21 protein-coding genes and 1 pseudogene are annotated in these 24,278 nt (G+C 72.4%); 15 read left to right on the top strand and 7 right to left on the bottom strand.

The genetic code is table 11. From position 1 onward, the window contains the following. The first annotated feature begins 14 nt into the window (after window positions 1–14). The 7 genes from ABZ915_RS12725 to ABZ915_RS12695 all read left to right on the top strand — a co-directional run bounded on the left by ABZ915_RS12725 (window position 15) and on the right by ABZ915_RS12695 (window position 7,036). Window positions 15–731 carry a peptidyl-tRNA hydrolase gene (locus ABZ915_RS12725; RefSeq protein ID WP_361800262.1) on the top strand — a complete coding sequence of 239 codons (717 nt, stop codon included), beginning with the start codon at window positions 15–17 and terminating at the stop codon, window positions 729–731. Next, window positions 728–1,372 carry a TetR/AcrR family transcriptional regulator gene (locus ABZ915_RS12720; protein WP_361800259.1) on the top strand — a complete coding sequence of 215 codons (645 nt, stop codon included), beginning with the start codon at window positions 728–730 and terminating at the stop codon, window positions 1,370–1,372. Before ABZ915_RS12725 ends, ABZ915_RS12720 begins: the two co-directional genes overlap by 4 nt. Before the next feature lie 9 nt (window positions 1,373–1,381). Next, a complete protein-coding gene (locus ABZ915_RS12715; protein ID WP_361800256.1) occupies window positions 1,382–1,990 on the top strand; it encodes a TIGR03086 family metal-binding protein in 609 nt (202 codons plus the stop codon). Window positions 1,991–2,141: 151 nt separating this feature from the next. Further along, window positions 2,142–3,452 carry a DUF692 domain-containing protein gene (locus ABZ915_RS12710; RefSeq protein WP_361800253.1) on the top strand — a complete coding sequence of 437 codons (1,311 nt, stop codon included), beginning with the start codon at window positions 2,142–2,144 and terminating at the stop codon, window positions 3,450–3,452. Window positions 3,453–3,594: 142 nt separating this feature from the next. Further along, complete coding sequence (locus tag ABZ915_RS12705; RefSeq protein ID WP_361800250.1) at window positions 3,595–4,371, top strand: DUF4142 domain-containing protein; 777 nt, start codon at window positions 3,595–3,597, stop codon at window positions 4,369–4,371. 96 nt (window positions 4,372–4,467) lie between these two features. Continuing rightward, window positions 4,468–5,262 carry a TIGR04222 domain-containing membrane protein gene (locus tag ABZ915_RS12700; protein ID WP_361800247.1) on the top strand — a complete coding sequence of 265 codons (795 nt, stop codon included), beginning with the start codon at window positions 4,468–4,470 and terminating at the stop codon, window positions 5,260–5,262. A 130-nt stretch (window positions 5,263–5,392) separates the two neighbouring features. Further along, window positions 5,393–7,036 (top strand): alpha/beta hydrolase, encoded by a 1,644-nt coding sequence (locus ABZ915_RS12695; protein ID WP_361800244.1) that lies wholly within the window; start codon window positions 5,393–5,395, stop codon window positions 7,034–7,036. On the opposite strand, the gene hemQ is transcribed toward ABZ915_RS12695, so the two are convergent. Together hemQ and hemG are read right to left on the bottom strand one after the other, a co-directional pair. Further along, complete coding sequence (gene hemQ / locus ABZ915_RS12690) at window positions 7,037–7,768, bottom strand: hydrogen peroxide-dependent heme synthase (protein WP_361800241.1); 732 nt, start codon at window positions 7,766–7,768, stop codon at window positions 7,037–7,039. It lies immediately after the preceding gene. 4 nt (window positions 7,769–7,772) lie between these two features. Beyond that, window positions 7,773–9,280 (bottom strand): annotated as a pseudogene (gene hemG, locus ABZ915_RS12685) (protoporphyrinogen oxidase). Window positions 9,281–9,440: 160 nt separating this feature from the next. Here hemG and ABZ915_RS12680 point away from each other — a divergent pair. Both ABZ915_RS12680 and ABZ915_RS12675 read left to right on the top strand, forming a co-directional pair. Then, window positions 9,441–10,421 carry a DUF4349 domain-containing protein gene (locus tag ABZ915_RS12680; protein WP_361800238.1) on the top strand — a complete coding sequence of 327 codons (981 nt, stop codon included), beginning with the start codon at window positions 9,441–9,443 and terminating at the stop codon, window positions 10,419–10,421. 37 nt (window positions 10,422–10,458) lie between these two features. After that, complete coding sequence (locus ABZ915_RS12675) at window positions 10,459–11,859, top strand: FAD-dependent oxidoreductase (RefSeq protein ID WP_361800235.1); 1,401 nt, start codon at window positions 10,459–10,461, stop codon at window positions 11,857–11,859. A gap of 20 nt (window positions 11,860–11,879) precedes the next feature. On the opposite strand, the gene ABZ915_RS12670 is transcribed toward ABZ915_RS12675, so the two are convergent. Continuing rightward, window positions 11,880–12,164, bottom strand: a complete 285-nt coding sequence (locus tag ABZ915_RS12670) for a hypothetical protein (protein WP_361800232.1) — start codon at window positions 12,162–12,164, stop codon at window positions 11,880–11,882. Window positions 12,165–12,256: 92 nt separating this feature from the next. On the opposite strand from ABZ915_RS12670, the gene ABZ915_RS12665 reads away from it, so the two are divergent. Further along, the gene (locus ABZ915_RS12665; protein ID WP_361800229.1) at window positions 12,257–13,090 is read left to right on the top strand and encodes a rhomboid family intramembrane serine protease; all 834 of its coding nucleotides are present in this window, start codon (window positions 12,257–12,259) and stop codon (window positions 13,088–13,090) included. A 1-nt stretch (window position 13,091) separates the two neighbouring features. Here the strand turns inward: ABZ915_RS12665 and hemE are convergent, their stop codons facing one another. Further along, window positions 13,092–14,180, bottom strand: coding sequence for a uroporphyrinogen decarboxylase (hemE, locus tag ABZ915_RS12660; protein ID WP_361800226.1), 1,089 nt, complete (start codon window positions 14,178–14,180; stop codon window positions 13,092–13,094). 107 nt (window positions 14,181–14,287) lie between these two features. Here hemE and ABZ915_RS12655 point away from each other — a divergent pair, with 107 nt between their 5' ends. The 3 genes from ABZ915_RS12655 (at window position 14,288) to ABZ915_RS12645 (ending at window position 17,410) form a co-directional block, all read left to right on the top strand. Continuing rightward, window positions 14,288–14,965 (top strand): DUF3000 domain-containing protein, encoded by a 678-nt coding sequence (locus ABZ915_RS12655; RefSeq protein WP_361800223.1) that lies wholly within the window; start codon window positions 14,288–14,290, stop codon window positions 14,963–14,965. Window positions 14,966–15,283: 318 nt separating this feature from the next. Further along, complete coding sequence (locus ABZ915_RS12650) at window positions 15,284–15,943, top strand: response regulator transcription factor (RefSeq protein ID WP_361800220.1); 660 nt, start codon at window positions 15,284–15,286, stop codon at window positions 15,941–15,943. A gap of 177 nt (window positions 15,944–16,120) precedes the next feature. Further along, entirely contained in the window at window positions 16,121–17,410 is a 1,290-nt protein-coding gene (locus ABZ915_RS12645; RefSeq protein WP_361800217.1) for a ribonuclease D, read from the top strand. A gap of 106 nt (window positions 17,411–17,516) precedes the next feature. On the opposite strand, the gene ABZ915_RS12640 is transcribed toward ABZ915_RS12645, so the two are convergent. The 3 genes from ABZ915_RS12640 to ABZ915_RS12630 are packed head-to-tail and all read right to left on the bottom strand — an operon-like array spanning window position 17,517 to window position 20,637. Further along, window positions 17,517–18,347, bottom strand: coding sequence for a carbohydrate ABC transporter permease (locus ABZ915_RS12640; RefSeq protein ID WP_361800214.1), 831 nt, complete (start codon window positions 18,345–18,347; stop codon window positions 17,517–17,519). Then, complete coding sequence (locus ABZ915_RS12635) at window positions 18,344–19,306, bottom strand: sugar ABC transporter permease (protein WP_361800211.1); 963 nt, start codon at window positions 19,304–19,306, stop codon at window positions 18,344–18,346. Before ABZ915_RS12635 ends, ABZ915_RS12640 begins: the two co-directional genes overlap by 4 nt. Beyond that, window positions 19,306–20,637, bottom strand: a complete 1,332-nt coding sequence (locus ABZ915_RS12630) for an ABC transporter substrate-binding protein (protein WP_361800208.1) — start codon at window positions 20,635–20,637, stop codon at window positions 19,306–19,308. Before ABZ915_RS12630 ends, ABZ915_RS12635 begins: the two co-directional genes overlap by 1 nt. 152 nt (window positions 20,638–20,789) lie before the next feature. Here ABZ915_RS12630 and ABZ915_RS12625 point away from each other — a divergent pair, with 152 nt between their 5' ends. Together ABZ915_RS12625 and ABZ915_RS12620 are read left to right on the top strand one after the other, a co-directional pair. Beyond that, window positions 20,790–23,156 carry a glycoside hydrolase family 2 protein gene (locus ABZ915_RS12625; protein WP_361800205.1) on the top strand — a complete coding sequence of 789 codons (2,367 nt, stop codon included), beginning with the start codon at window positions 20,790–20,792 and terminating at the stop codon, window positions 23,154–23,156. Beyond that, the gene (locus ABZ915_RS12620; protein ID WP_361800202.1) at window positions 23,156–24,193 is read left to right on the top strand and encodes a LacI family DNA-binding transcriptional regulator; all 1,038 of its coding nucleotides are present in this window, start codon (window positions 23,156–23,158) and stop codon (window positions 24,191–24,193) included. The genes ABZ915_RS12625 and ABZ915_RS12620 overlap by 1 nt, the downstream gene beginning before the upstream one ends. The last annotated feature ends 85 nt before the right edge of the window (window positions 24,194–24,278 follow it).

Here is a 24,278-nt window from a genome sequence, read left to right as displayed (position 1 = left end):
GCAGACTGGAGGACGTGACCAGTGATCCCACCGTTCCCGGCGACAGTCCCTTCCGTGCCGAGCAATCCCCTCGCGACGAGGCTCCGCAGTTCGTACTGCCCCTCGTCGCGCGGATCGAGAAGGCGGCGCCGCCGGCCCGCACCGACGCGCTGGAGACCGCCGCCCGTGCCGTGCTCACGCTGCTCGGCGACGAGCGGTCGGTGGCGGACGGCGAGTGGGCGCCGGCCGTGCGGGACTGGGAGGACGCCCGGATCCGGAAGGTGGTCAGGCGGGCGCGGGGGGCCGAGTGGCGACGGGCGGAGGCGCTGCCCGGCATCACCGTCACGGGCAAGTCGGCCCAGGTGCGGGTCTTCCCGCCGGTCCCGCTGGACGGCTGGCCCAAGGACCTGGCCAAGCTCCAGGTGTCGGGCACGGAGCTGGACGACCCGGAGCCGCCCGTCGACGCCGATCCCACGGCGCCCGTGCTGTGGCTGAACCCGGACGTGACGATGTCGGCGGGCAAGGCGATGGCCCAGGCCGGTCACGGCGCCCAGCTCGCCTGGTGGGAGCTGTCCGACGAGGAGCGCACCGACTGGCGCGAGGCGGGCTTCCCGCTGGCCGTGCGCACCGCCGACCCGGCCCGGTGGGCCGAACTGACCGGCTCGGGACTGCCGTTGGTGCGGGACGCCGGCTTCACGGAGATCGCTCCCGGCTCGTGCACGGTGGTCGCCGACCACCCCGCCCTGCGATGACCAGACCCGACGGCCGGGTCGAACGCGGCAACCGCACCCGGCAGTTGGTGCTGCGCCGCACCGTCGACATCGCCTCCGTGGAGGGGCTGGAGGCACTGTCCGTCGGGCGGCTGGCCACGGAGCTGGGGCTCAGCAAGAGCGGGGTGTTCGCGCTCTTCGGGTCGAAGGAGGAGCTGCAACTGGCCACGGTGCGCGAGGCCGGCCGGATCTTCACGGAAGAGGTGACGGCACCCGCCGCCGAGGTCCCGGCGGGGGTCGCACGGGTGTGGCGGCTGTGCGAGCTGTGGCTGGAGTACTCGCGGGGGCGGGTCTTTCCCGGGGGCTGTTTCTTCTACGGTGTCATCGCCGAGTTCGACGCCCGGTCCGGGCCGGTCCACGACGCGATGGTGCGCGCCCAGCGCTGGTGGACGGCCGCGGTGGAGCGCACGGTCGACGAGGCCCGTACCGCCGGTGAACTGCGGGCCGACACGGATGTGCCCCAACTCGCCTTCGAGCTGGTCGCGTTGATGGAGACCGCGAACGCCTTCTCCGTGCTGCACGACGAGGAGACCGCCTACCGCAGGGCCAGGGTGGGCATCGCGGGGCGGTTGCGGAGTGCCGTGACGGATAAACAACTAGCACGACCGTTCGCACAGTTTTAGTCTCGGCCCATGACTGTCACCGGAACCGACATCGTCGAGCTCGACCGCATCGCCGTGTACGAGGCGGTGCGGCTGGTGGAACTGGCGCAGGACAAGGACTGGGAGCGGGACACCCCGTGCGCGGGGTGGACGCTGCGGCGGCTCGTGGCGCACATGGCCGCGCAGCACCACGGGTTCGCGGCGGCCGCGCGGGGGGCCGGGTCGGCGGCGGCCCACTGGCAGGAGTCGGAGGACCTGCGCGAACCGGCGCAAGCGCACCGGACGGCCGCCGCGGCCGTACTCGCCGCCTTCGCCGAAGAGGGCGTACTGGAGCGGGAGTTCGCGCTGCCGGAGCTGGGGCGGAGCTTTCCGGGCCGGACGGCGGTCGGCTTCCACCTCGTCGACTACGTGGTGCACGCCTGGGACGTGGCCGCCACGCTCGGCGTGGACGTGAAGCTCCCGGACGACGCACTCGGCGCGGCGCTCGCCGTGGCCCGCCGGGTCCCGGCCGCCCCCGACCGGCGCGGCCCGGGATTCGCCTTCGCCCCCGCGCTGGAGGTGCCGACGGGCGCCGGAACACTGGAGGAGACGCTGCGACTGCTGGGGCGCGCACCGGAGCGGTGGCCCGTGCGGGGTTGACGACGGCCGGTGCGCGGCCGAGGAGCCCGCCGGCCACGGGCGCCGGGCGCCAACCTCAAATGTTGCTCTGAAGGTGCGGGCCGCCGGATTCGCCGCCCGCCGTCGGGGCCATACCCCCGTCACGCCGGAACACGGGTGAGAGGGGGCGGCGATGCAACGACTGGGGACGGGGATCGGCTGGCGGCCGGAGATCGCGGACGCCGTGGAGCGCATGCCCGGCATCGACTGGGTCGAGGTGGTGGCGGAGAACGTCTGCCCCGGGCACCTCCCCGAGTCGCTGCGGCGGCTGCGCGAGCGCGGGGTGACCGTCGTCCCGCACGGGGTCTCGCTCGGCCTCGGCGGTGCCGACCGGCCCGACGAGGGACGGCTGACCGCTCTCGCGGAGCGGGCGGCGGCGCTGGGCTCGCCGCTGGTCACCGAGCACATCGCGTTCGTACGGGCCGGCGGGCCGCTGACCGCCTCCCCGCGCCTGGAGGCGGGCCATCTGCTGCCTGTGCCGCGCACCCGGGACGCCCTCGACGTGCTGTGCGAGAACGTACGCATCGCCCAGGACGCGCTGCCGGTGCCGCTCGCCGTGGAGAACATCGCCGCGCTGATCGCCTGGCCCGGCGAGGAGCTGACCGAGGGGCAGTTCCTGTACGAGCTGGCCGACCGGACCGGGGTGCGGCTGCTGATCGACGTGGCGAACCTGCACACCAACCACGTCAACCGGGCCGAGGACCCGGCCGAGGCGCTGGCCGGGCTGCCCCTGGAGGCCATCGCGTACGTGCACGTCGCGGGCGGCTTCGAGCGGGACGGCGTGTGGCACGACAGCCACGCCCACGCCGTGCCGCGGCCGGTCCTCGACATCCTGACCGGCCTCGCCGCCCGCGTGGACCCGCCGGGAGTGCTGCTGGAGCGGGACGAGAACTTTCCCGAACCGGCCGAGCTGGAGCGGGAGTTGCGGGCCATCCGGGGAGCCGTGGCGAAGGGGCGGGCGACAAGGGACGCCGCCTCGCCAGCGGCACGCGAGGCGGCCACGGCACCGCGGCCGGCGCCCACCGACGCCGTCCGCCAGCGCCTCGGGCTCGCGCAGGCCGCGATGCTGTCCGCGCTGGTCGCCGGGACACCGGTGCCGGAGGGCTTCGACCGGGCACGGATGCGGGTGCAGGCCCGGGCGCTCGCGGCGAAGCGGGCCGATGTGGTGGCGAAGGTGGCGCCCGAGCTGCCGGAGATCCTCGGGGAGGGGTACCGGGCCGCGTTCCTCGACTATGCCCAGGGGCAGCCGATGGCCGGAGGCTACCGGCAGGACGCCCTGGACTTCGCGGGGCACCTGCTGTTCACGGGGCGGTGCGAGGACGCCGGGGCGCGGCGGGAGCTGCGGGAGTGGTGGCTGGAACGGTCGGGGCCGGTGCCGCGGTCGAGCCGGCCGGTGGTACGGGCCGCCCGCGCGGCGCGGAGGGTGCTGCTGCGGCGGGGGTGACGGCCGCGGTGTTACCCGGTTCACGTCTGAATTGCCGTCATTTAGCGCCTTATGCGGGACAGCGGCGTGGAGAGGGCCGCAGTAATATGCCGATTCGGCATCCCAGGACCCAGGGGCGTGCGGTGCCGTAACAGGAGGCGCCATGCGATCGCGACGCCACGGCAGGGGCCGAGGCATATTCAGCGGCACCGGGATCATCATCTCGGGCCTGGCCGCGACGTTCGTGGCGCTGGCCTTCCCGATCTGGTCGTACACCGACCGTCCGGGCACGACCGGCGCGGACGTGCTGAGCGCGGACACGACCCTGACGCTGTACGGCCCGCTGTCCGCGCAGGACCGGGACTTCATCACGAAGGTCCGGCTGGCCGGACTGTGGGAGCTGCCCGCCGGTCAGCTGGCGGAGGAGAAGGGCACCACCCCGGCCGTGCGGACGGCCGGACAGCACCTGGTCGACGGCCACACCTTCCTGGACCAGCGTGTCCGGGACGTCGCCGCCAAGATGAACCTCGGGCTGCCCGACGAGCCCACCGACCAGCAGAAGCAGTGGCTCGCCACCCTGAAGTCGGCGCGGGGCGAGGACTTCGACCGCCAGTTCGCCAACATCGTGCGGCTCGCGCACGGCAGGGTGTTCTCCCTGGTCGCCCAGGTACGCGCGGGCACGCAGAACTCGCTGGTGCGCGGCCTCGCCGACGACGCCAACACGACCGTCCTGGACCACATCAAGGCCCTGGAGGCCACCGGGTACGTGGACTTCGCCGCGCTGGCCCGCGACCTCGCCGCGAGCGGCACCCCCACTCCCCCGGGGGCCGCCCAGCCGAGCGCGGGCACCGGCTCCCCGATCCCGGTCACCCCGTCGCCGGCCGCGAGTTACTCGCTCCCGCCCGCCGCCTCCAGTCCGTTGCCCTCGAATGCCTCCTGACCTGCGAGGCAAGCGGAACGTCACATACCGGGAACACTACGTCCGGATCGTGAACAGGGCATGGAGTTTCCCAGACCGCTGGCATAGAAACTTGTCATGTTCTGGGTCCTTCTGCTGCTGCTGGCCTGGGCCGTCGCCGGGACGGCCTGCACCCGGCTGTGCCTGGCCGCCGTACGCGCGGCGACCGCCGAAAGACAGGACGCGACCGCGGGCCGGGAGCACGATCTGACGCTGTACGAGGCGGCGTTCCTGTCCGGCGGGCCCGCGCGGGTCGCCGATCTGACCATGGTCTCCATGGCCCGGCAGCGGCGGCTGCTGCTCGCGCACACCGGCTGGGCGACCGTCGTCGACCCGCGCGGCCGGGACGACATGGAGCGGTCGGTGATAGGCGCCATCGGCCCGGAGGGGCAGTCCCGGATAGAGCCGGTGCGGTCCGCGGCGGCGGGCGCGGACGCGGTGCGCAGCCTCGCCGACGATCTGGTGCGCGCGGGGCTCGCGGTGCCCGACGGGGCGCGTACGACCGTCGCGGCCGGCGTCCGCCAGGTGCGGGCCGCCGCCCTGGCCGTCCTCGCGCTGGGTGCGGCCGCGCTGCTGACGCCGGCGCCGACCCAGATGCCGCGCGACCTGGTCGCCCTGTGGTTCGCGCTCCCCCTCACCCTCACCCTGAGCTGCCTGGCCATGGCACGGGTCGAAGTGCACCCGTACTCGCCCTGGGCCTCCCCGGCCGGGCAGCGGCTGCTCGGCGGGCTGGCCCGGCGGACGGACGGCACGGGCGGCACGGGCGACGACCGGAGCTACCTCACCTCCGTCGCGGTACGCGGCGTCCGCGCGATCGGCGAACCGGAACTGCGCGCCGCCTTCGCCCACCGCGACCAGCCCTGGCGGGAGTGAGGCCCTCAGGGGGCGCATAGGGGGCATTGGGGCCGACACCGGCCGGGCGGTGCTTGCCTTCACCGACAACCGAACGAAATATCCCTTTTGTCTTGGCGGTGCACCGCCGCCCCCACCGAAGGGATACGCGATGAGAGCCGCCGCCCTCTACTCGGCCGCCGGGTCCTTGCTCCTGACCACCCTCGCCGCCGCCCCCGCGGGCGGCGCGCCCCACGCCCCGGACACGACGGCGGAGCAGCGCGGCACCGCGGTGGCCGCCGCCCGCGCGCGTGCGGCCGGCATCGACTTCGGCAAGTGCTCCGCCGACCAGGACGCGCCGGACGGCATGGAGTGCGGCACGGTGACCGTCCCGCTGGACTACGCCCACCCCGACGGCAAGCAGATCAGGCTGACCGTCAGCCGGGCGCAGGCGACCCACAAGGACCCGCGCAACAGCAAGCGCAAGGTGCCCCGCCAGGGCGCCCTCGTCTTCAACCCGGGCGGGCCGGGCGCCTCCGGCATGTACTTCCCCATGATCGGCCTGCTGCCCGAGTGGAAGCGCGTCGCCGCCGCCTACGACCTCGTCGGCTACGCCCCGCGCGGGGTGGGCCGTTCGGCACCGCTGTCCTGCCAGGACCCGGGGCAGCTCCTCACCGGGCCCGCGCAGGCGCCGACGCGCCCCTCGACGGCGTACAAGAAGAAGCGCATCGCCGGCGCGAGGGCGTACGCGCGCGGCTGCGCCCTGCGGGCCGGAAGCGCGCTGCGGTACTACAACTCCCTGAACAACACCCGCGATCTGGACGTCCTGCGCGCCGCGCTGGGCGAGGAGAAGCTGACGTTCATGGGTGCGTCGTACGGCACCTACTTCGGGGCGCTGTACGCCACGCTGTTCCCCTCGCACGTGCGCCGGATGGTGCTGGACTCGCCGGTGAACCCGGACCCCGCGCAGGTCTGGTACCGCAACAACCTCGGTCAGTCGGCCGCGTTCGAGGACCGCTGGGCGGACTTCAGGGAGTGGATCGCCCGGCACGACGACGTCTACGGCCTCGGCGACACGGCCGAGAAGGTGCGCCGCAGCTACGAGACGGCGCGCACGCGGCTGGCCGCCGAACCGGCGGGCGGGAAGGTCGGCCCCGGGCAGCTTCAGGGCGCGTTCCTGTCCGCCGGGTACTACGACGACTTCTGGCCGAGCCGTGCCGGGGCGCTGTCGGCGTATCTGAAGGGTGATCCGAAGCCGCTGGTCCGGCTGGCCACGCCGAGCGCCGGGACGGCCGCGGAGACGGAGAACCTCAACGCGGTCTACACCGCCGTCGAGTGCAACGACGCGCCCTGGCCGACGGACTGGGCGGTGTGGGACCGCGACAACACCCGGCTCGCGCGCGTGGCGCCCTTCGAGACCTGGGAGAACGTGTGGATGAACCTGCCGTGCGCCTACTGGCCGGCGCCCCGGCAGCGGCCCGTCGACGTACGGACCGGCCCGGGTGAGCTGCCGCCCACGCTGATCCTGGCCGCCGAACGGGACGCCGCCGCGCCCTACGACGGGGCGCTGGAGATGCGGCGGCGGCTGGCGGACTCGGTGCTGGTGACCGAGCGGGACGCCGGTACGCACGGCATCGCGGGCGGGCCCAACACATGCGTCAACGCCCACCTCCAGGCCTACCTGCTGGAGGGCCGCCTCCCGGTGCGGCACGCGTCCTGCGCGCCGCACCCGGAGCCGAAGCCGGAGTCGAAGCCCGGGACGCCCCGCAGGCAGGCCCTGAGGGACCAGCTGAAGGGCAAGGCCGGGCGACTCTGATCAGGCCAGGCCCGCGACCAGCTCGCCGAGGTCCTTGCGGCGTCCGGTGAAGAAGGGGACTTCCTCGCGGACGTGCATGCGGGCCTCGGAGCCGCGCAGGTGGCGCATGAGGTCGACGATGCGGTACAGCTCGTCGGCCTCGAAGGCCAGGACCCACTCGTAGTCGCCGAGCGAGAACGACGCGACCGTGTTGGCGCGCACGTCCGGGTAGCCGCGGGCCATCTTGCCGTGGTCGGCGAGCATGCGGCGGCGGTCCTCGTCGGGCAGCAGGTACCAGTCGTAGGAACGCACGAACGGGTAGACGCTGACGTAGTTGCGCGGCGTCTCGTCGGCGAGGAACGCCGGGATGTGCGACCGGTTGAACTCGGCCGGGCGGTGCAGCGCCATGTTCGACCAGACGGGCTCGAGGGCGCGGCCCAGCTTCGTGCGGCGGAAGAGGTTGTACGCCTCCTGGAGCTGGTCGCTGGTCTCGGCGTGCCACCAGATCATGACGTCGGCGTCGGCACGCAGCCCGGAGAGGTCGTACGTGCCTCGGATGGTCACGTCCTTCGCGGCGAGCTGGTCGAACAGCTCCTGGACCTCGTCGGCGTAACCCGCGCGGTCCTCGGGCAGTACGTCCTTCAGCTTGAAGACGGACCACAGGGTGTAGCGGATGACCTCGTTGAGGTCCTTGGCCAGTTTGCCCTTGTTCGGGATCCGCTCGGCGGCGGTGGTGGGGGCGTCGTCACTCATGCCGCTATTCTCCCGCTCCGCCGTGCAGGCTCTGCACCGGGTGGGCGGTGAGCTCCTGCACACCCGTCCGTCGCCCACCACCACCCTCAACCGAAGCGCTGCGCGCTGCCCCTCTCATTGCAGGTCGCCGTGGATCGCATCCACCGCCGCGTAAGCGCTCGCGATGCACGCCGGGATGCCGACACCGTCGTACTGCGCGCCGCACACGGCGAGCCCCGGCAGCTTGGCGACGTGCTCGCGGATGCGGGCCACGCGCGCGTGGTGGCCGACGGGGTACTGGGGCAGGCCGTCGGTCCAGCGGGTGACGCGGGTCTCGAGGGGAGCGGCGTCCAGGCCGGTGGCCTCGCGCAGGTCGTGCCGGGAGACCTCGACCAGGCCGGCGTCGTCGCGCCCGAGGATCTCCGTCTCGGCGTACCGCCCGACGGAGGTGCGCACCACGATCACGTCGGGGTCCTCGTCGGCGATCCAGCCCCACTTGCGGGAGGCGAACGTGGAGGCCTTGATGGTGCGCCCGTCGACGGGCGGGACGAGGAAGCCGCTGCCGTCGGGCAGGGCGGCCTCGGCGCGCCGGTAGGCGAGGGTGACCAGGGCCATGGAGGCGTACTCGACGGTCCGCAGCTCGGCGGCGGCCTCCGGCGACTCGGCGGCCAGCAGACCGGCGGCGGCCGGGGCGGGGACGGCGACGACCACGGCGTCGGCGCGCAGCACGCGGTCACCGGCGGCCACCCGCCAGCCGCCGCCGGGTTCCCGGCGCAGTTCGCCCACCGGGGCCCCCGTGACGATCTCACCGCCCCGCCGGCGCACCGACTCCGCGACCGCGAGCGGCAGTTGGCCCACGCCGCCCTCGATGCCCATGAACACCGGGCCCGTCTGCCGGCTGGCGGCGGCCTTCGCCTGGATCTCGCGGACGGCCTCCGTCAGGGAGGTGTGGGTGCGGGCGGCCTGGAAGAGCTGGGGGACGGCCGAGCGCAGCGAGATGCGGTACGCGTCGCCCGCGTACACCCCGCCCAGGAGCGGCTCGACCAGGCGGTCGACGACCTCGCGGCCCAGCCGCGCCGCCACGTACTCCCCCACCGCCACGTCCTCGCCGACCTCCGTGCGGGGCAGGTCGGCGTCGCGTTCGATGCGGGCGAGGCCCTCGTCGGACAGGACGCCGGTCAGGGCTGCGGCGGTGCCGGGGACGCCCATGACGTGGCCCTTGGGCATGGGGCGCAGGGCGCCTCGGGTCCAGATCGAGGCCGTCGCGGTGGCCGGCGGCTGGAGGCGGTCGGCCAGGCCGGCCTCGCGCGCGAGGGCCACCGCCTCGGGGCGGCGCGCGAGCATCGACTCGGCGCCCAGGTCGACGCGCACGCCCGCGATCTCGCCGGGCAACAGCTTGCCGCCGACCCGGTCGGAGGCCTCCAGCACGGTCACCCGGGCCCCGCGCCCGAGCAGCCGGTGCGCGGCGGCCAGCCCGGCGATGCCCGCTCCGATGACGACGACGTGACCCGCGCCCGTACGTGATCCACTCATGGCTCCAGCCTCTCAGACGTCACCGACAGCGGCGCCAGGGCCTTGTGGCCCCAGTGCGATGTGACCGTGACCTCATCGGAACCGTCCACCCCCCAACGCGCCGCGCCGTCCGGGCGTCGAAGGAACGTCAGTCGTCACGAACCCTCGGGGGTACCGCCAGATGCGCACATCACGATCACTGCCACGGCCCGTTCAGGCCCTGGCCGCCGTCCTGCTCGCCGCGTCCCTCGCCCTCGCCGGATGCAGCGGCGCGGACGACTCCGGCGGCGGCTCCGCCGACAGCAAGGCCGACAGCGGCAGCGTCGCCCGGGGCGGCGCGTCCGGGAGCAAGGCACGCGGCGCCGACGCCCCCGCCAAGGCCCCCAGGCTCACCGCGAGCAGCATCATCCGCACCGCCTCCCTCACCGTGCAGGTCAAGGACGTGGCCAAGGCGCTGGACGAGGCCCGTGCCACCGCCGAGAACGCGGGCGGCTACGTCGGCGACGAAACCACCAGCCGGGACTCCGCGGGTCACGAGCGCACCCGGGTCGTGCTGCGTGTGCCCACGGAGAAGTACGACGCGGTCCTCACGGACCTGGAGGGCTCGGGCAGGCTGATCCACCGCACGGCCAAGGCGCGGGACGTCACCGACCAGGTGGTGGACGTGGGCAGCCGCATCACGTCGCAGCGGGCCAGCGTGGCCCGGATCCGGGAGCTGATGAACCGGGCCGGCAAGCTCAGCGACGTGGTCACCCTGGAAGGGGAGTTGAGCAGCCGCGAGTCGGACCTGGAGGCGCTGCTCGCCCAGCAGGCGTCCCTGAAGGACCGCACGAGCCTGGCCACCATCACCCTGTCGCTGTCGCGGACGCCGGCACGGAAGGCGGCCGGGGACGACTCCCCCGGTTTCACGGACGCCCTGGCGGGCGGCTGGCACGCGTTCGTCACGATGCTGCGCTGGATCGCCCTGACGCTCGGCGCGGTGCTGCCGTTCGCGGCCCTGGCCGCGCTGCTGGCGCTGCTGTGGCTGCGGGTCGTACGCCCCCGGCTGCCGCGCGCCGCCGCCGCACCGGCGCCGGCCGCACCGGGGCCGCTGCCGACGGCCCGTCCGGTGCCCCGGCCCGCGGCACCGCAGCCCGCGGCCGAGCCGGACGACAAGGGCTGAGCGGGCCCGAAATCCGGCGTGCCCGTAGCGTGTTCGCATGAGCATGAACGGTGGGCGGGACGGGACGGAACGACTGGTCGTGATCGGCGGCGACGCCGCGGGGATGTCCGCGGCGTCGCAGGCACGCCGGATGCGGGGCCCGGAGGAACTGGAGATCGTGGCCTTCGAGCGCGGCCACTTCACCTCCTTCTCGGCGTGCGGGATCCCGTACTGGGTGGGCGGTGCCGTGCCCGAACGCGACCGGCTGATCGCGCGCACTCCCGAGGAGCACCGCGCGCGGGGGATCGACCTGCGCATGCGCACCGAGGTCATGGAGATCGACGTGGCCGGGCAGCGGGTACGCGCGCGTGGCGTCGATTCCGGCGCCGAGTCCTGGACGTCGTACGACAAGCTCGTCGTCGCCACGGGAGCCCGCCCGGTCCGCCCGGACATGCCGGGCGTGGACGCTCCGGGTGTGCACGGCGTGCAGACCCTGGACGACGGTCAGGCCCTCCTCGACACGCTGGAACGCACGCGTGGCCGCCGTGCGGTGGTCGTGGGTGCCGGTTACATCGGTGTGGAGATGGCCGAGGCGCTGATCGACCGCGGCTTCGAGGTGACGGTCGTCAACCGTGGCACGGAGCCCATGTCGACCCTGGACCCGGACATGGGCCGGCTGGTGCACCAGGCCATGGAGGGTCTCGGCATCAGCATGGTCAACGACGCCGAGGTGACGAAGCTGCTCACCGGTGAGGACGGCCGGATCCGCGCGGTGGTCACGGAGGAGGCCGAATACCCCGCCGACATCGTGGTCCTGGGCATCGGCGTCCGCCCGGAGACCACGCTCGCCGCCGCGGCGGGCCTCCCCCTCGGTGCCCGGGGCGGCCTGCTCACCGACCTCGCCATGCGCGTGCGCGGGCACGAGAACATCTGGGCCGGCGGTGACTGCGTCGAGGTGCTGAACCTGGTCTCCGGCCGGGAGCAGTACGTCCCGCTCGGCACCCACGCCAACAAGCACGGCCAGGTCATCGGCACCAACGCCGGCGGCGGTTACGCCACCTTCCCGGGCGTGGTCGGCACGGCCGTCAGCAAGGTCTGCGATCTGGAGATCGCCCGCACCGGCCTGCGCGAGAAGGACGCCCGCCGGGTCGGCCTCAGGTTCGAGACGGTGACCATCGAGTCGACCAGCCGCGCGGGCTACTACCCCGGCGCCTCCCCCATGACGGTGAAGATGATCGCCGAGCACCGCACGGGACGGCTGCTCGGCGTGCAGATCGTCGGCCGGGAGGGCGCGGGCAAGCGGGTCGACATCGCCGCGGTGGCCCTCACCGCGGGCATGACGGCCGAGCAGATGACGGCCCTGGACCTGGGCTACGCCCCGCCGTTCTCACCGGTGTGGGACCCGGTACTGGTGGCGGCGAGAAAGGCGGCGGCGAAGGTGCGTGCGAGTGCCGGTTAGCGGCTGTGCGACACGGGCTCTCAGGCGGTGCCGCTGATCCTCGGGAGTGAGGTCACCGAGGTGCTGGACGTCGTGGCCGCGGGCTGCTCCCCCGCGGGCTTGGCATGGGCCGCGGACGCCCTCGTGGACCGCAGCCGGTGGCTCACCGCCTCGTCCAGCGTCACCGGCCGCTGCATCTGCGAGGCCAGCCGCCCCGCCTCCTGGCCGAGCCGTGCGACGTCCTCCCAGGGGAGCCGCACCACGAGGGAGATCTCCGCCTCGCCGTCGGGTGTGGCGTGCATCGGAGGGGTGATTCGGTCGTTCATCGCCTGATCCTCACGTCGGTTGAGGAGAGATACGCACACCTCCGCGGCGGCGTTCACCGATTCGTCCGCCGCATCCCGGGCAGTAATTTCGTGTGGTCATCCCCGTGCATGACGTGAACCCGGTGCGCCGTACCCCCTGGGTGACATACGCGCTCATCGCCGCTAACGTCCTCGTGTTCCTGACCACGCCCGGCATAGCCGGATCCGTGGCCGGGGGCAGCGATCTGGCCCAGCTGTGCCACCTCCAGGCCTTCATGGACCACTACGCGGCCGTCCCCAGGGAGCTGATCCACCATCAGCTGCCGAGGATGGTCCCGACCGGGGGCGTGGGGGTGGGCCCGCACGGGCCGGGCTGTGTGGTGGGGGCGCCACGCTACGACAAGTCACCGCCGCTGTCGGTGTTCACCGCGATGTTCCTGCACGGCAGCTGGCTGCACCTGCTGGGCAACATGCTGTTCCTGCTGATCTTCGGCAACAACGTCGAGGACCGGATGGGCCACGTCCGGTACTTCCTCTTCTACGTCGTCTGCGGCTACGCGGCCGGATACGGTTTCGCGCTGCTCAACGCCGACAGCGGCGACCCGCTGATCGGCGCGTCCGGGGCGATCGCCGGGGTCCTGGGCGCCTATCTGGTGCTCTACCCGAGGGCCAGGGTGTGGGTGCTGGTGCCGTTCCTGATCTTCCTGCCGCTGCGGCTGCCCGCCTGGCTGGTGCTGGGCTTCTGGTTCGGGCTCCAGGCGGTGTACTCCTCCGGGCACGGCGTGTCCGGCGTCGGCACGGTGGCCTACTCGGCGCACGTCGTCGGTTTCCTCGCGGGCATGCTGCTCGCCTGGCCGCTCAAGCCCGGCACCCCGCCCCCGCCGGAGCCGCGCGGCCTGCTGTTCGGCAGGCGGGCCCGGCCCCGGCAGGCCTGGCAGACCTGGTAGGTCAGCGGGCGGTCCGCGTGTGCACGTACTCCGCGAGCCGGGTCAGCGCGTCCGGGTCGGTGGACGGCATGACTCCGTGGCCGAGGTTGAAGACGTGGCCCTCCAGCTCCGCGGCCGTCTCGAGGACCTCGCGGGCCTTGGCCTCGACGGCCTCGGGGCCGGCGAACAGGACGGCCGGGTCGAAGTTGCCCTGGAGCGCCTTGCCGGGGCCGACCCGGCGGGCGGCCTCGTCCAGCGGGACGCGCCAGTCGACGCCGACGACGTCCGCGCCGGCCTCACCCATGAGCTTCAGCAGCTCGCCGGTGCCGACGCCGAAGTGGATGCGCGGGACGCCGTACCCGGCGACAGCCTCGAAGACCTTCGCCGAGGCGGGCATCGCCGAGTGGCGGTAGTCGGCCGGGGCCAGCGCTCCGGCCCAGGAGTCGAACAGCTGCACCGCGGAGGCGCCGGCCTCGATCTGCACCTTCAGGAACGCGGTGGTGATGTCCGCGAGGCGGTCCAGCAGGTCGGCCCAGAGCTCCGGGTCGCCGTACATCATCGCCTTGGCGTTCTCGAACGTACGGGACGGGCCGCCCTCGACGAGATAGCTGGCGAGGGTGAACGGCGCGCCGGCGAAGCCGATCAGCGGGGTGCTGCCGAGCTCGCGGGTGAGCAGGCCGACCGCCTCGGTGACGTAGGAGACGTCCTCGGGGGTGAGGTCGCGCAGCTGGGCGAGGTCGGCACGGGTACGGATCGGCTGCTCGACGACCGGGCCGACGCCGGGCTTGATGTCGAGGTCGACACCGATGGCCTTCAGCGGTACGACGATGTCGCTGAAGTAGATCGCCGCGTCCACGCCGTGCCGGCGCACCGGCTGGAGCGTGATCTCCGCGACCAGCTCGGGTCGCGTGCAGGACTCCAGCATCCCGATGCCCTCACGCACCTTGTGGTACTCCGGCAGGGAGCGCCCGGCCTGCCGCATGAACCACACGGGCGTGTGCGGCACGGGCTCGCGCCTGCACGCCTTGAGGAAGGCGGAGTCGTACGTCGCGGACGGCCGCGTCGGCTGCTGGCCCGTGGAAGTCCCGTGGGCGGTGTCGTTGGCACTCACGGGGAAAGTCTCGCACGGCGGTGCCGGGGCCTCTGCCTGGGTCCGGCGACCGCCGGTGCGGGGTGTCTGCCCCGCACGATGCCCTCGTTCCCCTTACTCTTCCCCGCATGGCTGCGGCTCAGGGACGACTGTCGGACGGCGCTGGCGGAATGGACGACGCGAAAGAGACGGAGGAGGCCGAGGGGCATACGGGCAGTACGGCTCCGCCGGCCTTCCGGGCCGCGGTCGAGGCGCTGCGGTCCGCCCGGCTGCGGCCGCAGATCGAGGTGGAGCCGACGCCCGCCCCGCAGCGGCTCGCCCCCTTCGCGTACGCCGTGGAGGCCGCGGTCGTCGACGGCGACCAGGACCTCGCCGACGGCCGTCTGGTGCTGCTGCACGACCCGGCCGGGCACGACGCCTGGCGGGGCACCTTCCGGCTGGTGACGCTGGTGCGGGCCGAGCTGGAGCCGGAGATGGCGGCCGATCCGCTGCTGCCCGAGGTGTGCTGGTCGTGGCTGACCGGCGCCCTCCAGGCGCGCGGGCTCGTGTACGGCGACCCGAGCGGCACCGTCACGCGGGCGAGTTCGCACTACTTCGGCGGGCTGTCCGAGCGGCCCGCGGCCTCGCAGATCGAGATCCGCGCCTCCTGGACGCCCCGCGAGGGCCTGGGCGGGGTCCCGGACACCGCCGCCCATCTGGCCTCCTGGTGCGATCTGCTGGCCCAGGTCGCGGGCCTGCCGCCGGCCGCCCCCGGTGACGCGTCCGTGGTGACCCTGCCGCAGCGCAGGGGGCCGCAGCCCCGCTGACCCCCGCAGGTCCTCCGCCCCGTCGGCACCGCCGGCGGGGCGTTGCTGTCTGCCCGGCAGGCACGCGACTCACCCTTCGTTGACCATCTCTTTGTCGATACGGCCACTTTCGGAACCCGAATCGCACCCGCTCGAACCCACTCGGTCTTCGGATGATCGACCGCGTGTCCGAATTGCACGGATTGTTACTCACTGGATCGTGATCATTCCCTAAAGGCGGACGGGTTTGGTGCCGAAGACGACTGTGACCTTGAAATCACGGTTCGTCCCGGCTTCATCCCCACGAGCCGGCCCCTTCCCCCCACCCCAGGAGGCCTGGTGTCCGTTCTCCTCGAGCAGCCCGCAAGCCTGGTCGCCTACCGCCCGAACAAGCCGACCGCCATGGTGGTCGTGGCCGACCCGCGCGTCCGCTCCACCGTCACCCGCCACCTGTGGGCGCTCGGTGTGCGCGATGTCATCGAGGCCTCGTCCGTCGCGGAGGCTCGTCCCCGCATCGGCAACCCCCGCGACATCTGCGTCGCCGACGTCCACCTTCCCGACGGCTCCGGCCTGACCCTGCTGTCCGAGACCCGCGCCGCGGGCTGGCCCAACGGCCTGGCGCTGTCCGCCGCCGACGACATCGGCGCCGTACGCAACGCCCTGGCCGGCGGGGTCAAGGGCTACGTCGTCACCGGCACCCGCACCAACATCGGGCTCCCCTCCCGACCGGGCTCCACCCCCATCGGCGCCGCCGCCCGAATGCACCGCCGTCCCCCGGGCGCCCCGAGCCACCCGGGCGGCTACCGCGAGCTGTCCGGCCGCGAGGTCGAGGTGCTGCGCCTGGTCGCCGAGGGCCAGTCCAACAAGGCGATCGGCGTCTCGATGGGCCTGTCCGCCCTCACCGTCAAGAGCCACCTCGCCCGCATCGCCCGCAAGCTCGGCACGGGCGACCGGGCCGGAATGGTGGCGGTGGCCCTGCGTACCGGGATCATCCACTGACCCTCACGCACTGAACCTCACCCACTGACCGTCATCCACTGACCTCATAACGGTTCGTCCATGTGAACCAGGCATTTCACCCGCCTGACCGATTCCTGACTGGTTTACGACCCTCCGACGCCCGTCGACGGAACGTTCCGTCGACGGGCGCTGTCCACACACAGATACCCTTGACATGTGACCGACGCCCAAGAGACCGCAGCAGACATGCCACTGCGCACCACCGGAGGGACCCCTCCGGACGACGGCGGATCTTCTGAGACGGCGGCGCCGGTCCCCTTGCTCGAGCCCCGCGAGGGCATTCCCCCGGTGATCGCCGACGAGGCCGCGCTGGCCGAGGCGGTCGCCGCCTTCGCCGCGGGCACCGGCCCCGTCGCCGTCGACGCCGAGCGCGCCTCCGGCTACCGCTACGGACAGCGCGCCTACCTGGTGCAGCTGCGCCGCGAGGGGGCCGGGACCGCGCTGATCGACCCCGTCGCCTGCCCCGACCTGTCGAGACTCGGCGAGGCGCTGTCCGGCACCGAGTGGGTGCTGCACGCGGCCACCCAGGACCTGCCCTGCCTGCGTGAGATAGGCATGATCCCCAGCCGCCTGTTCGACACCGAGCTGGCCGGCCGGCTCGCCGGGTTCCCGCGGGTCGGCCTCGGCGCGATGGTCGAGGGCGTCCTGGGCTTCGTACTGGAGAAGGGCCACTCCGCCGTCGACTGGTCGACCCGGCCGCTGCCCGAGCCGTGGCTGAGGTATGCCGCGCTGGACGTCGAGCTGCTCGTCGACCTGCGCGACGCGCTGGAGAAGGAGCTGGACCGGCAGGGCAAGCTGGAGTGGGCCCGGCAGGAGTTCGACGCGATCGCGTCGGCGCCGCCCGCCGAGCCGCGCAAGGACCCCTGGCGCCGTACGTCCGGCATGCACAAGGTGCGCCGCCGGCGTCAGCTCGCCGTCGTGCGCGAGCTGTGGGAGACACGGGACCGGATCGCCCAGCGGCGGGACGTGTCACCGGGCAAGGTGCTCAGTGACTCCGCCATCGTGGAGGCGGCGCTCTCCCTGCCCGCCAATGTGCACGTCCTGGCCGGACTGAACGGTTTCGGGCACCGGATGGGGCGGCGGCAGCTGGAGCAGTGGCAGACCGCGGTGGATCGCGCCAAGGCGCTCTCCGAGGCGCAGCTGCCGCAGCCGGGTCAGGCGGTCGCGGGACCACCGCCGCCTCGGGCCTGGGCGGACAAGGACCCGACCGCGGCGGCGCGGCTCTCGGCGGCTCGGGCGGGGGTGTCCTCGCTGGCCGAGCGGCTCAGCATGCCCCAGGAGAACCTGATCACCCCGGACACGGTGCGGCGGCTCTGCTGGGAGCCGCCGAAGAGTGTGGACGAGGAGTCCGTCGGTGCCGCGCTGTCCGGGTACGGGGCGCGGGCGTGGCAGGTCGAGCTGGTGACTCCGGTGCTTGTCGCCGCGCTGGCTGCGGCGGGGGCCTAGGCGTCGTCGGAGTTCTGTTGTGCGGCGGCCGCGGGTTGGTCGTGGTTGCTCGCGCCCACGCGGCGGAGCCGCATATCGATACAGCCCCGCGCCCCTTCAGGGCGCGTCAGCGCGTCGCGCCTCTCATGAAGCCGTTGTAGATGAAGCGCTGCAAGGCCAGGAAGGCGATCAGGGTCGGCAGGATCACCAGTACCGCTCCGGCCGAGATCGTCTCCCAGTGGGCGCCGAAGGGGCCGCGGAAGCGGAACAGGGACGTCGAGATCACGCCAAGATCCTGGGACGGCATGTAGAGGAAGGGGATGTAGAAGTCGTTGTAGACGGTGATCCCCTTCACGATCACCACGGTCGCCGTCGCGGGTTTCAGCAGCGGGAAAATGATCTTGCGGTAGATCGTGAAGGCGTTGGCGCCGTCCAGACGGGCGGACTCGTCGAGGGAGATCGGGATCGACCTGACGAACTGGAGGAAGATGTAGATCGACACGATGTCCGTGCCCATGTAGAGCAGGATCGGGGCCCAGCGGGTGTCGAAGAGGCCGAAGCTGTTGACGATCTGGAAGGTGGCCACCTGGGTGGTCACGCCGGGGACCAGCGCGGCCAGCAGGAACAGCGTCACCACCAGCTTCTTGAAGCGGAAGGTGAAGCGGTCGATGGCGTAGGCCGTCATCGAGCCGATCAGGACGGTGCCGCCGATGGCGAAGAGCAGGATGAAGGCCGTGTTGCCGAAGGCCTGGAGCATCCGGCCGTCCTGGAACGCGGTCACGTAGTTGTGGACGTTGAGCAGGTCGTGGGGTGCGGTGAGGGCGCCGCTGTCGTTCGCCATCTCGTCCGGGGTCTTCAGGGACGTCAGGAGGACGGCGCCCAGTGGGAGCAGGACGACGACCGTCGCGGTGATCAGCGACAGGTACACCAGGGTGCGGGCGACGATACGGCGTGTCATACGAGGTCCATCCTGTTGTCGGCGGAGTCGGGTACGAGCCGCCGTTGCAGCCAGGTCACCGCCAGCACGATCAGCAGCAGGACGACCGCGGCCGCCGAGGCGAGCCCGGTCTTGTTGAACTGGAAGGCCAGCTTCACGGTCTGGATCACGAAGGTCTCGGTGCCGGTCGCGCCGCCGGTCATGATGTACGGGATGTCGAAGGCGGACAGCGAGCCGGAGACCGAGAGGATCACGGTCAGGGTCACCACCGGCTTGATGCCGGGCGCGATGATGTGGCGGAACTGCTGCCAGCGGTTCGCGCCGTCCAGCTCGGCCGCCTCGTACAGCTCCCCCGGAATGGACTGGATCGCGCCGAGGAAGAGGACGAAGTTCAGGCCGAGGTAGCGCCAGACGGAGACGCCCGCGAGGGAGAGGTTCGCCGAGACGGGCGTGCCCAGCCAGGCGTGGTGGGTGTGCACGCCGAACAGGCTCAGCGCCGAGTCCAGGGTGCCGCCGTCCTGGAAGAAGTAGAGGAAGACGAAGCCGATCGCCACCCCGTTGATCAGGTACGGGAAGAAGAGCACGCCCTTGAAGAAGTTCCGGAAGCGGACGTCGAAGCTCAGGACGGTCGCGAAGTAGAGGGCGGCGACGATCTGGACGGCGGAGGCGGCCAGGTAGTAGCCGCTGACGAAGAAGACCTCGAAGAGGTCCGGGCGGGTGAAGAGTTCGGTGTAGTTCCCGGTGCCCGTGTAGTGCAGTTCCGGGCTGACGCCGTCCCAGTCGGTGAAGCTGTACGCGACCATGTTGGCGATCGGCGCGTAGGTGAAGGTGATCAGGAGGGCGAGCGGGGCGAGCAGGAACAGCCAGGGGGTCACCGTCCGCCAGACCCGCACCCGGCGCGGTGCGGGTTCCGGGGCGGGGGCCGGTCCGGCCGGGGCGGTGATGTCCCGGTGGGCCGCCTGCTGAGTGGTGTCCGTCATCAGGACCCCGACCCCACGCTCTTCTGGGCCTCGGTCCACTTCTTGGCCAGGCCGTTCAGGAAGCCGTCGAGGCTGCCGCTCTTCGCGCCGCGCGCGAGGTCGACCAGGTCCTGGCGGTAGTCGGGCTTGTTGATGCCGACCTCGGACTGGTCGTCGATCAGCTTGACCTTGGCGCCCGCGGAGTCGTCGAGTTCGATCAGCTTCACGCCGGCGTCCTCGTACGGCTTCAGGACGGTGGGCAGGGGCGCGTCCTTCAGCGGGGAGATGGCCAGGTTGTCCTTGTCGTAGCCGGACTTGTCGGTGAACCAGTCGATCCAGGCGCGGGCCGCCTCCTTGTGCGCGGAGTGGATGTTGACGGCCTGGTTGTAGTCGGGGCCGACGACCGCGCAGAACTTGCCGTCGACCTGGGCCGGGAAGGGCATGAAGCCGATGTCGCCGGGGTCGGTGCCCGCTTTCTTCGCGGCGTCCTGGAACTGGATGACCGCCCAGGTCCCGAGCCACTCCGTGGCGATCTTCCCCTTGGCCAACTGGGGCTTGGAGGCTTCCCAGTTGGTGGTCGTCGGGTCCTTCTCGGCAAGCCCGTCGTGCACGATGTCGTACAGCAGCTGGTCGCCGACTCGCAGATCCGCGCCCGCGGCCCAGGGGTCGCCGTCGGCGAGCTTGGTGGTCGCCCGGGTGTCGCAGTGCACCGAGCCGTTGACGAACGTCCAGGAGGTCAGCGGCCATTGGGCGGCGAAGTTGGTGTAGTACGGGGTCGCGCCGGTCTTCGACCTGATCGCCTTCAGGTCGTCGAGGAACTCGGCGGGGGTGGTGGGCCACTGGGTCACGCCGGCCTCCTTCCAGACCCGCTTGTTGTAGACGAAGCCGGGGGTCACGCCGATCGGGCTCTGGCCGTAGACCTTGCCGCCGACGGTGGTGAAGTCGGTGAACCGGTACTTCTGGGCACGCTCTTCCCGGGTGCCGAGCGAGGCGAAGAACTTCGGGTAGTCGCTCTTCTTGATCACCCCGGGGATCATCAGGACGTCGCCGTAGTTCTCCGTGTTCATACGGATCTTGACTTCGGACTCGTAGTTGGTGAGGGCCTGGAACTTGACCTTCACCTTCGGATACGTCCTGTTGAACTCGGCGGCGTACTTCTTCATCGTGCCGTCCTGCACGAGGTCGGTCCGCTGGGTGAGGACAGTGATGGTCCCGCTCACCTTCGCCGGGTCGTCGGGCGCCTTGGCGTCGGCGCCCTTGGTCGAGCCTCCCGTACCGGTGCAGCCCGCGAGCAGCAGGGCGGCTCCCGCGGCCGTGGCGAGGATGGGGCTTCGGTGCGTACGGCGGTTCATGTGCGTCAACTCCGTTCTCGGGACGGAAGAGCACGTGCGAGTTGGCTGATTCGGCACTCTGACAGCGCTTTCCTCAACCGGTAAAGTCCCAATCCCGCCAAGGCTGCCGAAGTACGTCCAATCCCGTGTGTAGACCGGTTTAGGGAGTGCGCATGCTGGAGGCCACACCGCTCACCGAGGGCTGGACCCTGCGGCACGAAGGGGAGGTCCTGCCCGCCCGGGTGCCGGGGTGCGTGCACACCGACCTGCTCGCCGCCGGGGTGATCCCGGACCCGTTCCTCGGGCGGAACGAGGTGGACGTGGCCTGGGTCGGGCGGCGGGAGTGGACGTACGAGAGGGAGCTGCGGGAGGTGTCCGCGCACGAGCAGACCGATCTCGTCTTCGACGGCCTCGACACCGCGGCCGAGATCACGCTCGACGGGCAACTTCTCGGCCGGGTCCGGAACATGCACCGCTCCTACCGCTTCGACGTCACGGGGGCGACGGGTCCGCTGGCGGTGCGTTTCGCCTCCGCCCACACCGAGGCCGAGGCCGTCCGCGAGCGGCTGGGCGAGCGGCCCGCCGCCTATGCCGAGCCGTACCAGTACATCCGCAAGATGGCCTGCTCCTTCGGCTGGGACTGGGGGCCCACGCTGGTCACGGCGGGCATCTGGCGGCCGGTGCGGCTGGAGCGCTGGTCGACCGCGCGGATCAGCCGGGTGCGGCCCCTGGTCACCGTCGAACAGGGCACGGGTGTCGTCGAGTTGCGGGTGGACGTCGAACGGACCCGGGTGGAGGCACGGCTCGCCGTCGAGGCCCGGGTGGGCGGACGGACGGCGCGCGCCGACATCGACGGGACGAGCGGCGTCGTACGGCTCCGGGTGCCGCGGGCGCGGCTGTGGTGGCCCCGAGGGTACGGGGAACAGCCGCTTTACGAGCTTGAGTTGATGCTGGTGCACGGTGACGAGGTGCTCGACGGCTGGCACCGCCGGATCGGCTTCCGCACGGTCGAGCTGGACCGCCGGCCCGACGGACACGGCACCGGTTTCACGCTCGTCGTCAACGGGGAGCGGCTGTTCGCGCGGGGCGTGAACTGGATCCCGGACGACGCCCTCCCCTCCCGCGTCACCCGCGAGCGCTGCCGGGAGCGGCTCGGTCAGGCCGCCGCGGCAGGCGTGGACCTGGTGCGGGTGTGGGGCGGCGGGCTCTACGAGAGCGAGGACTTCTACGACGCCTGCGACGAGCTGGGCCTCATGGTCTGGCAGGACTTCCCGTTCGCCTGCGCGGCCTACCCGGAGGAGCAGCCGCTGCGCGGGGAGGTGGAGGCGGAGGCCCGGGAGAACGTCGTACGGCTGATGCCGCACCCCTCGCTGGTGCTGTGGAACGGCAACAACGAGAACCTGTGGGGCTTCAGGGACTGGGGCTGGGAGAGGCGGCTGGCCGGGGACTCCTGGGGCGAGGGGTACTACCTGGGGCTGCTGCCCCGCGTGGTCGCCGAGCTGGATCCGACGCGGCCGTACACGGCGGGCAGCCCGTGGTCGGGGTCCTGGGCGCACCACCCGAACGACCCGGCGCACGGCACGCACCACTCCTGGGAGGTGTGGAACCGGGAGGACTACGCGGACTACGGGCTGAGCGTGCCGCGTTTCGTGGCCGAGTTCGGCTGGCAGGCGCCGCCCGCGTACGCGACGCTGCGGCGCGCGCTGCCCGGTGAGGACCTCGCGCCGGACTCCCCCGGTGTGCTGCACCACCAGAAGGCGGACGACGGCAACGGCAAGCTGGAGCGCGGCCTCGCCCGTCATTTCGCCCTGCCCGCGGGGGACTTCGACCGCTGGCACTATCTGACGCAGGTCAACCAGGCGCGGGCGGTGGCCGCCGGGATCGAGCACTGGCGGTCGCACTGGCCGGTGTGCGCGGGCACGATCGTCTGGCAGCTCAACGACTGCTGGCCGGTGACCTCCTGGGCGGCGATCGACGGCGACGGGCGGGAGAAGCCGCTGTACCACGAGCTGCGGCGGCTGTACGCCGACCGGCTGCTGACACTGCGGCCCCGCACAGAGGGTCTGGTGCTGGCCGCCGTCAACCAGGCCGCCGAGGAGTGGACGGGGGCGGTGACGCTGCGCCGGATGACCGTCGACGGCGTGGTGGTCGGCGGGGCGAGCATGGCGCTGACGGCCGGGGCGCGGGCGGTGGCGGAGATCGGGGTGCCGAGGGAGCTCAGGCCGGCCGGGCCGAAGGAGTTCCTGGTCGCCGACACGGCCGGCCTTCGTGCCCTGCACTTCCCGGCCCCCGACCACGAAATCCCTTACCCACGGCCGGAGTTGGAGGTGTCCGTGGCGCCGGGCGAGGTGACGGTGACGGCCCGTACCCTCGTACGGGACCTGCTGCTCCAGGCGGACCGGCTGGAGCCGGGGGCGCGGGCGGACCGCGGGCTGGTCACGCTGCTTCCCGGGGAACGGGTCACGATCGGTGTGCGGGGCTGGAAGACTCCCGGCGAGGCCGCCGCCCGGGCCGCCCTGTACTGCGTGGAGCCCGTCTGATGACAGCGACGCCGACGCCCCGCGTCACCATCAAGGACGTCGCCGCGCGCGCCGGGGTGTCCAAGGGCGCGGTGTCGCTGGCCTTCAACCACAAGCCGGGACTGTCGGAGGCGACCCGGGACCGGATCTTCGCCGCCGCGCGGGAGCTGGGCTGGGCACCGAACCTCACCGCGCGGTCGCTCGCCGGGGCGCGGGTGGACGTGGTGGGGCTGGCGATCTGCCGGCCGGCGCAGATGCTGGGCCTTGAGCCCTTCTACATGGAGTTCATCTCCGGCGTGGAGAGCGAGCTGACCGAGCGGTCCTGCTCGCTGCTGCTCAGGCTCGTACGGAACGTACGGGAGGAGGCCGGTCTGCTGGAGTCCTGGTGGAAGGGGCGGCAGATCGGCGGGTCGATCCTGGTGGACTTCGGGGCGGACGACCCCAGGCCGGCGGTGGCCCAGCGGCTCGGCCTGCCGGTGGTGGCGGTGGGACACCCCTCGCTGACCGGCGGGCTCACCTCCGTGTGGACGGACGACGCCACCGCCGTCAAGGAGGCGGTGCGCTACCTCGCCGCGCTCGGGCACCGGCGGATCGCCCGGGTCGGCGGCGCGGCGGCCCTCGGGCACACGGCGATGCGCACGGCCGCCTTCGACGAGGCGGCCCGGTCCCTGGACCTCGCCGGTGCCTGGCAGGTCACCACCGACTACTCGGGCGAGGCCGGTGCCCGGGCGACCCGCTCGCTGCTGACCGCCGCGCCGCCGGACCGGCCGACCGCGATCGTCTACGACAACGACATCATGGCGGTGGCCGGTCTCTCGGTGGCCGCCGAGATGGGCCTGAAGGTGCCCGCCGACGTGTCCCTGCTGGCCTGGGACGACTCCCAGCTGTGCCGGCTGACCCACCCCACCCTCTCCGCGATGAGCCATGACGTGCACGGATTCGGCGCGGACGCGGCCCGTACGCTGTTCGGGGTGATCACCGGAGAGGGTCCGGGATCCCATCAGGTGCCCACACCGGTACTGACTCCGCGGGCCTCGACGGCACCGCCGTCGGTGTGACCTTCACCGGTGTGACCTTCACCGCTTGGGCCGACGGGACTGGGCAGCTACGTTACCCATAAGTAGCATGGGAACTGAGCGCGCG

It is taken from the genome of Streptomyces sp. NPDC046915 (assembly GCF_040644935.1).
In the GTDB taxonomy this organism is placed as follows: domain Bacteria; phylum Actinomycetota; class Actinomycetes; order Streptomycetales; family Streptomycetaceae; genus Streptomyces.
This window is presented reverse-complemented; position numbering and strand designations above follow the sequence as displayed.